Genomic DNA, 13025 nt, shown 5'->3' on the forward strand with positions numbered 1-13025 from the left:
GGGCATCGAGCCCCCTCGCGCCGCGAGCCAAGGGGAGAGGGATTGGATGCGAGCGTTCAACAGGGGAGGACGAGATGTCCATCACGTTTCGCATCGCCACCGCCGCTGACGACGAGGCTCGCCCGATAGCGGTCATTAGCGCGCGCCAGCTCGCCGCCTTTCGCACCTTCCTGCGCGGCGAGGGCGAGCGCATCGGCACCGTGCTGCTCGACCCGGATGCTCCCGAGGACGCGTTCCTCTCCTACCGCTTCGAGGCTCGCGTCTGCCCGATCGCACTCGCATCGATCGCCCGCCTCTTCGACTTTGCTACGGACGTCATCACCGTGGTCGAGGAGGCACAGTTTCGCGGGCGGCGCGTCAGCGTCTTTCGCGACGAGGTGGCCGGCACGATCAACCTGGCCGTGGCACTCACCACCGATATGGGGCTCGAACTCGACCTCGCCTCGAGCAACGCGTTCGCGCTGCTCGAGAGCCTCGGCCTCGGCGCAAAAAGCGTGGGCGAGACCGCGATCGAGACCATCCGGGAACGCCTCGCCAGCCCGGCCGTCCGGCGGCACGCGGCCGAGCAGGGCATCGCCCACTATATCGAACGGCTCGAGCGCCTTGTCGCGGCGGCGGCTCCCGACGAATCCTGCCGGCTGGAATGGGCCTAGCCTCACCCAGAACCGATCGCCAGGCGGGGCGCGCCAGCTCGCTGGCGCGCCCTCAGCGGCTCCGAAAGTCAGGCCTCTCACTCGCGTCAGGATGCCGCCGCACGATCCATCTGCGGAGCCCGCTTCAGCACTGCATCCACGGCGTCGCGGAGGTGCGCGGCAGCCTTCTCCTCGTCCGCCGCTTCCAGCCACTCCAGCGCCTGCCGCATCAGCGCGAGCGCCATCGCTTTCTGGAGCGTCGGGTCCGTATCGAGATCGTCCATTTCGATTGCCCGGGCGCACCTGATCCCAGCGGTCGCGTCGGAGCGCCCCGTCCAACGAACTCCCGCGCGCTGGGCGCGGGAGCCGGGGCTGGTAACACGTCGAGACATGCGCCTACGCTTTTAGTGCCGGGGCACCTGGACATATGCGCAGGCACCCCGGCGTGAGACCACACCGAGTTGCCGTTCTCGACGGGATTACCAGTCCCGGCGCTGCCGCTTTGCAGCGCCCCTGCGGACTAACATAGGCATATCGGCGAACCAACCCGCGACTGCTCGCCGGCTGTTTGCGCCTCCCGGTCAATGATGGTTGGGCGCGCCCGCGCGGCGGCCCCAAGATCGATCAGATCTCGCGGTCCCGCCGCACGTGGCCGGACCATTCCCGCGTGTCAAATCGAGCGCCGCGGTCGAGGCTGCTCACGCCAGCCGTCGCGCCCAGATCAGAGGATGAAATCTCTCACAGACTTCCCAGTGTGTCGTTGAGGGAGACGCCGCGTCAAGAATGAGCGGTGCCCCCAATTTTGCCGCGGCCTGCGCTCCGCTTCGCTCCACTCCGACCACGACAAAATCGGCACCCCCGCTCCCCGCTTCGCGGCTCCGGCTTCGCCTCCGTTCCTGACCCGGCGTCTCCCTCAACGACGGCCATTCCCCTGTCATTCAAGACGACAGGAGGCTCCGATGCAGATCAACCCCACCAGCGCTCACAACGATACCGCCGCCTACCTCGCCGCCCTCGCATACGCCGAGCGCCGCGCACTCCACAGCTTCTTCGACCAGCACGTCATCGAGGACGATACGCGGGGCTACATCGCCATCGATGAGGGCGACTATGGCGCGCTGCCGATGGCGCTCATCGACCGGGTGGTGCACACGGTCCCGGGCGGCATGTCCGACGAGTTCTGAAACGACAGGGAGGGGCGGAAACGCCTCTCCCTTTTTTTGCTGCCGGGGCATACGGGCATGAGGGGCATCGAGCCCCCCATGCCCGTGCCGCGACTGCGTCGCGGCGGGGCCGGCTCCGGCGTTTCGCGAGCTGCTCGCGGCGCTCCGCCAACCGGCGCTCCTCTTCCTCGAGCGCCTGTCGTTCCTGTTCCAAAGTCCGTGCCATAAGGGCCTCGCTGTTCAAAGCTGATCGGGCCGTGAACGCGGCCTATTGTTGAAGCGCCTTGATCGCGCATTCAAGGGGGCTTGGCATGTTTCGGGCGGCTCGGCGGCACCTTCCGGCGCCGCCGCACGGGCTCTACTCGCGTGTCGAAGACACGCTCACGAAGCCGGCACGCGCCGTCTTCGCCCATTCGGGTGACGATCCCTGCCGATCGGGTTCGGCCTTCGCATCCGAGCCGCGGACGTTCCGGACAGCTGGCGACGCAGGCCGCAGGTTCCCCCTTTCGCGCCAGCCGTTCCCGGCGGCGCCGGTTCCGCGCGACGCGCGGCTCCATTCCCGGCCGGAGCCGGGACCCACTCCTGAACGACGATCACCAGGACCGCCCGGGACCTGGAGCAATCCTGATAGATTCTAGCACACCGTACACGGCTAGCCGTATTTAGATGGGAAAAAGTGCAATAGAATCAACGCAGGCGTTCAGCAAAGCGCTCCGCAGTGCCGGTGCCGCAGATGGCCTTGTGCTCCCCGAGAAACCGCAGATTTCCGGGACTCTTCACGGCCAGTTTGCTACGTCTGATGGCCTGATGGTCCCCAACGACCAGAGTCGCCCAAAACGGGCCTTGCTGGATGGCAATCTCGCACGGCGCAAGCTGCCGCTGCGCACCACCGAGTACTGCATCTGGGACACCGAACTGAAGGGCTTTGGGCTGCGTGTTCGGCCCTCCGGCAAGCGCCTCTGGTTCGTCCGTGTACGGCACCGCGACAAGCAACGGCGATACACACTCGGCAGTACCGAAGAGCTGGATGCGGTGCTCGCCCGATCGCAGGCACGGCGACTGCTGGCTGAGGTCGCACTGGACGGCCTGCCGAAGCGCGTTGTCGTGAAGGCGACGCCAACAATGGATGACTTCGTCGAGACGTACTTCCCTGACCTCGCGAGGGGGTGGAAGCCAAAGACCGTAGCGCGGAACATGAACGCCTGGAGATTGCAGCTGAAGTCGCCATTCGGAGCTTGCAGGGTAGCGGACATCTCCCGCGCGGATGTGGTGCGCTGGAGGGATGGTTGCGCGGGTAAAGACGAGGCGCAATTCAATCGCGCCGTGCCGGTGTTGGCGGCGTTGATGAAGTATGCCGAAGCGTTGCATCTGCGGCGCAAGGGATCCAATCCGTGCAGTGGTATATCGCGCTACAAGCGGGAGGCGATGGAGCGCTATCTCACGCCGTTGGAATACCGGCGGATCGGCAAGGAGCTGGCCGAGGATGAGGCGGCGTTTCCGGGCGAAGTTGCAATTGTCCGCTTGCTGCTTCTTACCGGCGCGCGGGTCAGCGAGATACGCGACTTGCAGTGGGAGTGGGTGAAGCCGCCGCGGCTTGTCCTGCCGGACAGCAAGACCGGCCCCAAGATCATTTGGCTGAACAGCCAAGCACTTGCGATCCTTGAGGCTGTCCCGCGAATTGATGGCTGCCCGTTCGTCTTTCCAAACAGGAAGAGAACCAAGCCGATGTGGCTTGATCCCTGGTGGCCGAAGTTTCGTCGCCGGTGTGCCCTGCCGGACGTGCGCCTTCATGACCTACGTCACAGCTTCGCCTCGGCCGCCATCATGGACAACGTGCCGCTGGCGACCATCGGCAAGCTGCTCGGCCATGTGCTGCCGGAGACGACAGCGAAATATGCTCATCTGGCGGATGATGTGATTGCGGACGCCGCGCAGCGGGTTTCCGGTTCGCTCGCCGCTGCCATCGGGCTGCGCCAATGACGGCGCTCGCCCTCAAGCAGGTGGTGGCAGAGGCGCTGGCCCGTGTCGGCGCCGACACCAGCTTCGGCCGCGTGCCGAAAGGCAAGCCACGCTCGACCACATGGATTGGTATCGAGAACGGTTTCGGAATCCGGCACTATTCCACCGGCCGCAACGTCTACATCGTCCAGACCCGCATGGCGGGGCGGCTGCGTACCGTCACGATCGGACCGGCATCGGTCATCACCCGTGACCAGGCGACCAAAGTCGCGCGCATGGTCCTGGCCTACGCCCGCATCGGCGACGACCCCGCCACCGATCGGGCTCGCATCCGCTCGGCACCCAGGTTCGACGACTTTCTCGATGAGTTCTGGACCAAGTGGGCCGTGCGCTGGAGCGACCAGACCTTCAGCAACAATTCCGGGTACCGCCGCAACTATCTCGACGATGCCTTCCCTGGCGTCTTTGTGGACGAGTTGAACGAGGCGCATGTAACCAAATGGTTCGCCGACCTCAACAATAAGACCAGCCCCGGCGCGGCGAACATGACGCTTGGCCTGCTCAGCCTGATGATGAACAAGGCCGAGGCATGGGGCTACCGATTGGAGAACACCAATCCGTGCCGCGTGGTTCGCTGGAACCGCCGCCGGCACTGCCAACGCTTCCTCAGCACCGAGGAGCTGCACCGCCTAGGCGAGGTGCTGGAGCGGGAGCGTGCCTCTGAGAACCCGGTGAAAGCGCTGGCAGCAACAGCCGCGACCCTCCTGCTGCTCACCGGTTGCCGCCATGGCGAGATCATCGGCCTGCATTGGAAGGACATCCGCGGCAATCGACTGAAGCTGAGCCATGGCAAGACTGGGCCGCGAACTGTTTGGCTAGGGGACGAAGCGCGGGCGCTGCTCGACACCATTCCGCGCCACAAGAACATCGATTGGGTTTTCTGGAACGTGCGTTTCCGCCGGGCGATGAAAAGCATCATCCACTACTGGCACGAGTTCCGTGCGGAAGCCAAGCTGCCCGGCGTGCGCATCCATGACCTACGCCACACCTTTGCCAGCCATGCCGCGATGAACAAGGAAACACTGCCGATGATCGGCCGGTTGCTGGGCCATGCGTCCGTGCAGTCGACGGCGCGGTACGCGCACCTCGATGATGAGCATGTGCTTGAAGCAGCGGAACAGATCGGGACGGCGATCGAGCGGATGATGCAACCGCCGGGACAACACGCGGGAGTGTAGCTGGGCAGTTCAAGCGATTGTGCTGCTCTCGAACTCGATAATATGCAGCGTCGTGGTCGAGGGCAGGGTCGTTCCGTCGCGCATCGCCGTCTTGATCGCCGAGGCCTCGTCCGGGTCGCGGGCAAGTGCCAGCGCCGGCACCCCGGCCAGCGTCAGCACGGTCCCGGGCTGCGAGGCCAGGTAGCGCAACCAAGCAGGGTCGAACGCAAAAGCGTTGTTGGCCAACAGGACGGGAGCCGCGCCACTCTCCTCCGGCACCAGCTTGTTCGCACGGGCGATGCGGCCCGCACGTTCGGAGGCGGTGAGACCCCAGAGCCTCGTAGGATTGTCGCCAATCGCAGCAAAGGCGATCGGGGGTGAAACGGCAGAAGCGGCGGTGACCATTCGGCGCGACCTAGTGGAGCTTGGCCGGGCAGGCAATCGCCGCACGTGACTCGGGCGATACAGGCTGCAGCCATGCCGACGTGGAACACGGTCGCTATGTCATGCTCATGCACCAGGACAGAGATTCCGGGAAAGGATATTGCCAGCACTGTCTTCAGTGAACTGACAGGCTACCCGCGTTCCGCCGCCCTCCTTCTACCTTCGGTGGCGGACAAAGCCTGTCGGCATGGATCGGCCTTACACCGCGCCAGAACTCCAGCGGCGGCAAGGAGCGGCTTGGAAGCATCACCAAAGCGTGCAACACTTACCTGCGCGAGTTGCTTGTGGTCGGTGCCATGGCGGTGGTGCGGCGAGCGAAGCAGGGCAGCACCAAGTGGCTATGGGTGGCGCAGCTGCTGGAGCGCAAGAAGCCCAAGGTTGCGGCTATCGCGCTGGCGAACAAGAACGCCCGGATCATCTGGGCAATGATGGCCACGGGCGAGCCCTACCGGGAACCGGAGTTGGCGGCAGCCTGGGAGATCGCGCCCCAGGGCGTTACACGAGTTGGGAAGGGCAGACTGAACTGACGCAACAAGCCGGTTGAAACCGCCGGAGCAGGAGAACCCGAGTGACCCCAGCACTTCGAGTGCGTGCAATTGGGAGGGACCTGAACCGCGCGAATAGCATCAGGGCCAGCGGCCATGCAACACCGCGCAGATAGGCCGGACACATGGGCGCCACGACCAGCCAGCGCAGTAAAGAACGCCCCTTGCCAACGGATTGCCGTCCACACAGGGGTCGTTGCCGCAGTACCTTCATCGCGCCGCCGAGTGGCTTAAAGCAGCGATTTCTGTCGCAGCTAGCAGGAGCGAGTCACCTCCGTGGGATCGAGTATCCTGTGGCTCCACCTCCTCATCTGCACGGCGCTAGCTTCCGTCGAGGCCGCGCGATTCCCTGCAATCGAAGAATGAGCGGGCTTCGCCGGTGATGACCCGTTCGATGATCCGGCTACCCAGGCTGCACCGGTCCTCCCCCTGAACAATTCGCCGGCTGGCAAGGCCGATGCCCAGGGTCAGGACCAATTCGGCCAGGGATTCGATCACGGCGGGATCGGTCTGGCCGGGCAGGATGGCGACCAGTGCGGCCGACAGGCTGTTGCGCACACGCCTGTCCGTGGCCGAGAAGCTTTCCGCGACGCTGGGGTTGCGGCCTGCCTCCGCCATAATCTCGGCCAGCAGGCGGTATTCTTCCATGTCGCCGGGCTGGTTGAAGCGGGTCAGCCATGATCGGATCGCCGGCAGGTCGCCATCCTTCACGGCGGCGGCCAGCACGTCTTCTTCCAGCCAGGCGGCCATGTCCATGTCGCAGATGGCGGCGATGATCGCCTCCTTGCTCTGGAAGTCGCGATAGATCTGGCCGACCTTGATCCCGGACTCGGTGGCGATCTGCGCCACGCCCGTCTGATGAAAGCCCTGGCTGATGAACAGCCGGCGCGCCACGTCCAGCAGGTGACGCCGCCGCATCTCTGCCCGCGTGATCCCACCCGATCCGTCCTGTTGATCCGAGCTTATCTGCCGTCTCCTTTGCACTTGCCAAGCTGCCACAACGCGATTAGTGGCACAACATCCATGTGAGTGAGCGATCACTCTTAAAAAAGATCGAGCCGGTCCGCGAGCAGTCCGGCCGATCACCTGCGGAGAGAACGTCACGGAAGGACCGCCGCACATGGGTGTCGGCGGTTTTCGGGCGTTCGCCGGGCATTGCGCGCGCGGGCAGAGCAGAGCGAAACGAAGGTGCGAATGAACAAGATTGCTTCAGTGGCCGGCCTGGCCTTGTTCCTTGCGGCGTGCGGTGGTGGCGAACAGCAGCAGGCACCCGCCGGGCCGCCACAGGTCGGCTATATCACGGTCTCGGCCCAGCCCGTCACGCTCAGCACCGAACTGCCGGGGCGCACCAGCGCCTACGAGACTTCGGATGTGCGCCCGCAGGTCAACGGCCTGATCCTGGAGCGCCTGTTCCGCGAAGGCGACATGGTCCGCAAGGGGCAGCCGCTCTATCGGATCGACCCCGCCCCGTATCGGGCGCAGGTGGCCAGTGCGCGTGCTGCCCTGGCCCGTGCCCGCGCCGGGATCGCCAACAGCGAGGCTCTGGCCCGCCGCTATGGCGAGCTGGTCGACATCAACGCCATCTCCCGCCAGCAGGCGGAGGACGCGACCAGCGCCGCACAACAGGCCCGCGCCGACGTCGCGGCCCAGCAGGCGGCCCTGCAGGCGGCAGAGATCGACCTGGCGCGCACCACCATCCGTGCGCCGATCAGCGGCCGCATCGGCCGTTCGACCTACACCACCGGCGCGCTGGTTTCCGCCGCGCAGGTGGAGCCGCTGACCACCATCCAGCGGCTGGACCCGATCTTTGTCGATATCCAGCAATCCAGCGCCGAAGTGCTGGACCTGCGCCAGCAGCTGGCCTCGGGCGAGCTGGACCGCGATGGCGGTGCCGCCCAGGTGCAGCTGAAGCTGGAGAATGACAGCACCTACACGGCCGCGGGCACGCTCAGCTTCACGGATGTGACGGTCGACCCCGAGACCGGCAGCCAGGTGATCCGCGCCGTGTTCCCCAACCGGCAAGGCCTGCTGCTGCCGGGCATGTATGTCCGTGCGGAGATGGTGGAAGGCACGCGCAGCAATGCGCTGCTGGTGCCGATCCGCGCCGTGTCGCGTGACGAGCGTGGCAACCCGGTCGCCTCCGTTGTAGGGCAGGACGGCAAGATCCAGCTGCGCACGCTGACCGCGCCGCGCACCGTGGGGCAAAACTGGCTGGTGACAGCCGGGCTGAAGGCCGGGGATCGCGTGATCGTGGAAGGGGGCCAGAACCTGCAGCCCGGAACCGAGGTGAAGGCCGTGCCTTACCGCGCGCCGGCGCAGCAGGGGGCGCAGCCGGCAGGGCAGCGTCCGCAGCCTGCTGCCACTGCCGCGAAGGCGGACTAAGCCACCATGTCACGCTATTTCATCGACCGGCCCATCTTCGCATGGGTCATCGCCATCGTGCTGATGCTGTTCGGCGTGCTTGCGATCCGCAGCCTGCCGATTTCCCAGTTTCCGACGATTGCGCCGCCCACCGTCACCATCAGCGCCAGCTATCCCGGCGCCGATGCCACGACGCTGGAACGCACGACCACGCAGATCATCGAGCAGCAGCTGAAAGGCATCGACAATCTGCGCTATTTTTCCGCTTCGTCCTCCTCGGCCGGGCGGGTTACCCTCACGCTGACCTTCGAACAGGGTACTGATCCCGACATCGCGCAGGTGCAGGTACAGAACAAGCTGCAGGCCGCGACACCGCTGCTGCCGCAGGAGGTTCAGCGCCAGGGCGTGACCGTCGCCAAATCCGCCGCCAGCTTCCTGTTGGTCGCGGCAATCTATTCCGAGGACGGCAGCCATACGGCGAACGACCTGTCCGACTACCTCGTCGCGCAGATGGTGGACCCGGTCAGCCGTGTCACCGGCGTCGGCGAACTGCAGGTGTTCGGCACCCAATATGCCATGCGCATCTGGGTCGATCCACTGAAGCTGCGCAGCTACAACCTGACCATCGCCGATGTGACGGCGGCGGTGCAGGCGCAGAACGCGCAGGTTTCCGCCGGCCAGATCGGCCAGCTGCCCGCCCCGGCGGAGCAGGAGCTGAACGCTACCGTCTCCGTCCAGACCCGCCTGCAGACTCCCGAAGAGTTCGGCAATATCCGCCTGCGCAGCACGGAAGGCGGCGCCGTCGTGCGCCTGCGCGACGTGGCCCGCGTGGCCAAGGGTGCGGAAATCTTCGGCTTCGACACGCAGTATAATGGCAAGCCCGCATCCGGTTTCGGCGTGCGTCTGGCCACGGGTGCCAACGCGCTCGACACCGTGGACGAGGTGAAGGCGGAGATCGGGCGGATCGCGGAAGGCTTCCCGCCCGACGTCACCGTCGTCTACCCTTATGACTCGACGCCGTTCGTACGCCTATCGGTGGAACAGGTCATCCACACGCTGATCGAGGCGGTGGTGCTGGTGTTCCTGGTCATGTTCCTGTTCCTGCAGAACTGGCGCGCGACCATCATCCCGACCATCGCGGTGCCGGTGGTGCTACTGGGCACGTTCGGCGTCATGTCGATGCTGGGCTACTCCATCAACACGCTGACCCTGTTCGGCATGGTGCTGGCGATTGGCCTGCTGGTCGATGACGCGATCGTGGTGGTCGAGAATGTCGAACGCCTGATCCAGACGGAGCACCTTCCGCCCAGGGAAGCGGCGCGCAAATCCATGGACGAGATCAGCGGCGCGTTGATCGGCATCGGCATGGTGCTGTCCGCGGTGTTCCTACCGATGGCGTTCTTCGGCGGATCGACGGGCGTGATCTATCGTCAGTTCTCCGTCACCATCGTGGCTTCCATGGTGCTGTCGGTGTTGGTGGCGCTGATCCTGACGCCGGCCCTGTGTGCCACCATCCTGAAGCCGCACAAGGCAGACCAGGCGGAGGGCAAGGGTCCGCTGGCCCGCTTCTTCCGCTGGTTCAACCGCACCTTCGACCGGGGCACGCAGAAGTACGAGCGCACCGTGGTGCGCACTGCGCGAAACTGGAAGCGCTCAGGCTTGATCTATCTGGCGATCGTCGGCGTGATGGCGCTGCTGTTCATCCGCCTGCCGGGCGGCTTCCTGCCGGAAGAGGATCAAGGCTCCATGATCGCGCTGGTCCAGGCGCCGCCGGGCTCCACGCTGCCCCGCACGCAACGCGCGCTGGACGTGGTACGCGACCATTTCCTCAAAGATGAATCCGCCAATGTTGCCAGCGTGTTCACCATCAGTGGTTTCTCCTTTGCCGGCCAGGGACAGAATGCGGGCCTCGCCTTCATCCGCCTGAAGGACTGGGAGGAACGCCCGGGCGCGGAGAACAGCGCACAAGCGCTCGCCGCGCGCTCCATGGGCACCTTCGCGCAGTATCGCGACGCCAGCATCTTCGCGCTGGTGCCACCTGCGGTGTCGGAACTTGGCAACGCCACCGGCTTCGACATGTGGCTGGTAGACACGGGCGACCTTGGCCATGACGGCCTGCTGGCCGCGCGCAACCAGCTGCTGGGCATGGCGGCGGGCGACAGCCGCGTGGCGCAGGTTCGCCCGCTCAGCTTGGACGATGCCCCGCAGTTGTCGGTCAACATCGACCAGGACAAGGCCGGCGCGCTGGGTCTCGACATCAGCGCCATCAACCAGACGATCTCGACCGCCTGGGGCGGCGCCTATGTCAACGACTTCCTGGATCGCGGCCGCACCAAACGGGTCTACATCCAGGCGGACCAGCAATACCGTTCCTCCCCCGACGCGATCGGCGACTTCTATGTGCGGAGCACCAGCGGGGAGATGGCGCCCTTCACCGCCTTTTCCGACCTCTCGTGGCAGCAGGCACCGGTTGTCCTGACCCGGTATCAGGGGCAGGCGGCCATGCAGTTGCAGGGCGCGCCTGGCGCTGGCCTGAGCACCGGGGCCGCGATGGAAGCGATGGAGGAGATGCAGGCCAAGCTGCCGCCCGGCACGGCGCTGGCATGGACCGGCCTGTCCTACGAGGAACGGCTGTCCGGCGGTCAGGCCCCGGCGCTGTACGCGCTGTCCCTGGCGATCGTGTTCCTGTGCCTTGCTGCCCTGTACGAAAGCTGGTCGGTGCCGATCGGCGTCATGCTGGTGGTGCCGCTCGGCGTGATCGGCGCGGTGCTGGCCGCATGGCTGACGGGACTGAACAACGACATCTACCTGCAGGTGGGGCTGATCACGACCATCGGCGTCTCGGCGAAGAACGCGATCCTGATCGTGGAGTTTGCCGAGGAACGGGTGCGCGACGGCATGAATGCCTTCGACGCGGCAATCGAAGCGGCCCGGTTGCGCCTCAGGCCGATCCTGATGACCAGCCTGGCCTTCGTCTTCGGCGTGCTGCCGCTGGCGCTGTCCACCGGCGCCGGTGCCGGCGGCCAGAACGCGATCGGCGGCGCGGTGGTCGGCGGCATGCTGTCCGCAACCGTGCTGGCCATCTTCTTCGTACCGATGTTCTTCGTGGTGGTCGCCCGGCTGTTCAAGCACGGCCAGACCGACCAGCCTTCCCTGAACAGCGACGTGGAGCCCGATGGGGGCAACAAATCTTCCGACGGCGGCATCGCGCCGCAGGGAGCGTGACGTGAAGACCAAATCATACCTAGCGGGCCTCGTTGCCGCGACGATGCTCACCGGGTGCAACCTCGCACCCGATTATAATCGGCCCGGCGGCGCGGTCCCGGTGGCGTTGCCGCAGGGCGGCATCTACCCCGCCGCGGCGAGTGATGCGCCCGACATTACGCAGGTCGGCTGGCGGGACTTCTTCCTCGATCCTCGGCTGCGGCAGGTGATCGAGACGGGTCTCGCCAACAACCGCGACCTGCGGATCGCGGCCGGCAACGTGCTGCAGGCGCGCGCGCAGCTGCGCGTCCAGCGGTCCGACCTGCTGCCAACGGCTGCGGTGACGGGATCAGCCACCTATACCAACAACGTGCTTGGTGCTGCTGGCGCGGCCGGCGGAGCGGGCGCCGGGGCTGGCGCAGGGGCAGGAGATGGGGTCGGCACCAGCGGCGGATCCGACCTGGAGTTCTACTCGGTCAATGCCGGCATTTCCGCTTTCGAGCTGGACCTGTTCGGCCGCATCCGCAATCTCAGCCGCGCCGCGCAGGAGCAGGTCTTCGCCAGCGAGGAGGCGCAACGCTCCACCCGGATCAGCCTGATCGCGGAGATCGCCAATGCCTGGCTGACGATGGCAGCCGACCAGGAGCAATTGCGCATCGCGCGCGAGACGCTGGAAACGTTCCGCCAGACGCTGGAGCTGACCAGCGCGCAATTTCGCATCGGTGTGGGCTCCGAACTGGAGGTGCAACAGGCGCAGACAAACTTCCAGGCGGCGCGCAACGACATCGCCACGCTGGAAACCCGCATCGCGCAGGACCAGAACGCGCTGAACTTGCTGGTCGGCACCACCGTGCCGGCGGAGCTGCTGCCGACCGGTCTGGCGGCAGGCGACGTCACGCTGGATGCGCTGCCTGCCGGGGTGTCGTCCGACATCCTGCTGCGCCGGCCGGACGTGTTGCAGGCCGAACATCAGCTGATTGCCGAGAACGCCAATATCGGCGCGGCGCGGGCGGCGTTCTTCCCGACCATATCGCTGACCGGCACCGTGGGCACGATTGGCACGGCTCTGTCCAACCTGTTTTCGGGCGGCAGCTTCACTTACACCGGCTCCCCCGGTATCTCGCTGCCGATCTTCGATGCGGGGCGCCGGCAGGGCAATCTCGATTTTGCCCGCGCGTCGGAGCAGGTGGCGGTGGCGACCTATGAGCGGGCGATCCAGACCGCCTTCCGCGAAGTCAGCGACGCGCTGGCGCAACGCGGCCGGATCGGCGAGCAGCTGGATGCGCAGACCGCGCGGGCAGAGGCCGCCACGGGCGCGGCACGGCTGTCAGATGCGCGGTTCCGCGCGGGGGTGGATTCCTTCCTGGTCACGCTGGATGCGCAGCGCACCGCCTATGCCGCGGAACAGCAGCTGGTCACCACGCGGCTGACCCGCGCCACCAATCTGGTCGAGTTGTACCGTTCGCTGGGTGGGGGGCTGAGCTGACCGGGGCGAGCGCC

General features: G+C 66.1%; 10 protein-coding genes and 1 pseudogene. 8 read left to right on the plus strand and 3 right to left on the minus strand.

Features of this window, described 5'->3' with window-relative positions:
• The first annotated feature begins 74 nt into the window (after positions 1–74).
• Positions 75–653: a hypothetical protein gene (locus ET21_RS0121280; protein ID WP_030541262.1), complete on the plus strand. Its 579-nt coding sequence runs from the start codon at positions 75–77 to the stop codon at positions 651–653.
• Between the two features lie 86 nt (positions 654–739).
• On the opposite strand, the gene ET21_RS27890 is transcribed toward ET21_RS0121280, so the two are convergent.
• Positions 740–916, minus strand: a complete 177-nt coding sequence (locus ET21_RS27890; protein WP_156029321.1) for a hypothetical protein — start codon at positions 914–916, stop codon at positions 740–742.
• Between the two features lie 675 nt (positions 917–1591).
• Here ET21_RS27890 and ET21_RS0121290 point away from each other — a divergent pair.
• From ET21_RS0121290 to ET21_RS0121300, 3 genes are all read left to right on the plus strand, one after another.
• Positions 1592–1816: a hypothetical protein gene (locus tag ET21_RS0121290; protein WP_030541263.1), complete on the plus strand. Its 225-nt coding sequence runs from the start codon at positions 1592–1594 to the stop codon at positions 1814–1816.
• Positions 1817–2602: 786 nt separating this feature from the next.
• Positions 2603–3775, plus strand: a complete 1173-nt coding sequence (locus ET21_RS0121295; RefSeq protein WP_030541264.1) for a site-specific integrase — start codon at positions 2603–2605, stop codon at positions 3773–3775.
• Positions 3772–4992 (plus strand): tyrosine-type recombinase/integrase, encoded by a 1221-nt coding sequence (locus tag ET21_RS0121300; RefSeq protein ID WP_030541265.1) that lies wholly within the window; start codon positions 3772–3774, stop codon positions 4990–4992. The genes ET21_RS0121295 and ET21_RS0121300 overlap by 4 nt, the downstream gene beginning before the upstream one ends.
• A gap of 9 nt (positions 4993–5001) precedes the next feature.
• Here ET21_RS0121300 and ET21_RS0121305 read toward each other — a convergent pair whose 3' ends face one another.
• On the minus strand, positions 5002–5376 hold the full coding sequence (locus ET21_RS0121305) for a hypothetical protein (protein WP_030541266.1): 375 nt from the start codon (positions 5374–5376) through the stop codon (positions 5002–5004).
• Positions 5377–5579: 203 nt separating this feature from the next.
• Here ET21_RS0121305 and ET21_RS28805 point away from each other — a divergent pair.
• Positions 5580–5942, plus strand: a pseudogene (locus tag ET21_RS28805) (transposase); the annotation flags it as partial.
• A 339-nt stretch (positions 5943–6281) separates the two neighbouring features.
• Here the strand turns inward: ET21_RS28805 and ET21_RS0121315 are convergent.
• A complete protein-coding gene (locus ET21_RS0121315; RefSeq protein ID WP_051768281.1) occupies positions 6282–6878 on the minus strand; it encodes a TetR/AcrR family transcriptional regulator in 597 nt (198 codons plus the stop codon).
• Between the two features lie 276 nt (positions 6879–7154).
• Here ET21_RS0121315 and ET21_RS0121320 point away from each other — a divergent pair, with 276 nt between their 5' ends.
• Genes ET21_RS0121320 through ET21_RS0121330 form a run of 3 tightly spaced genes read left to right on the plus strand, consistent with a single transcriptional unit; the run spans position 7155 to position 13011 of the window.
• Entirely contained in the window at positions 7155–8342 is a 1188-nt protein-coding gene (locus ET21_RS0121320; RefSeq protein WP_037471643.1) for an efflux RND transporter periplasmic adaptor subunit, read from the plus strand.
• A 6-nt stretch (positions 8343–8348) separates the two neighbouring features.
• On the plus strand, positions 8349–11546 hold the full coding sequence (locus tag ET21_RS0121325) for an efflux RND transporter permease subunit (RefSeq protein ID WP_030541270.1): 3198 nt from the start codon (positions 8349–8351) through the stop codon (positions 11544–11546).
• 43 nt (positions 11547–11589) lie between these two features.
• On the plus strand, positions 11590–13011 hold the full coding sequence (locus tag ET21_RS0121330; protein WP_051768290.1) for an efflux transporter outer membrane subunit: 1422 nt from the start codon (positions 11590–11592) through the stop codon (positions 13009–13011).
• The last annotated feature ends 14 nt before the right edge of the window (positions 13012–13025 follow it).

Source organism: Sphingobium sp. DC-2 (assembly GCF_000722555.1).
Lineage (GTDB): Bacteria > Pseudomonadota > Alphaproteobacteria > Sphingomonadales > Sphingomonadaceae > Sphingobium > Sphingobium quisquiliarum.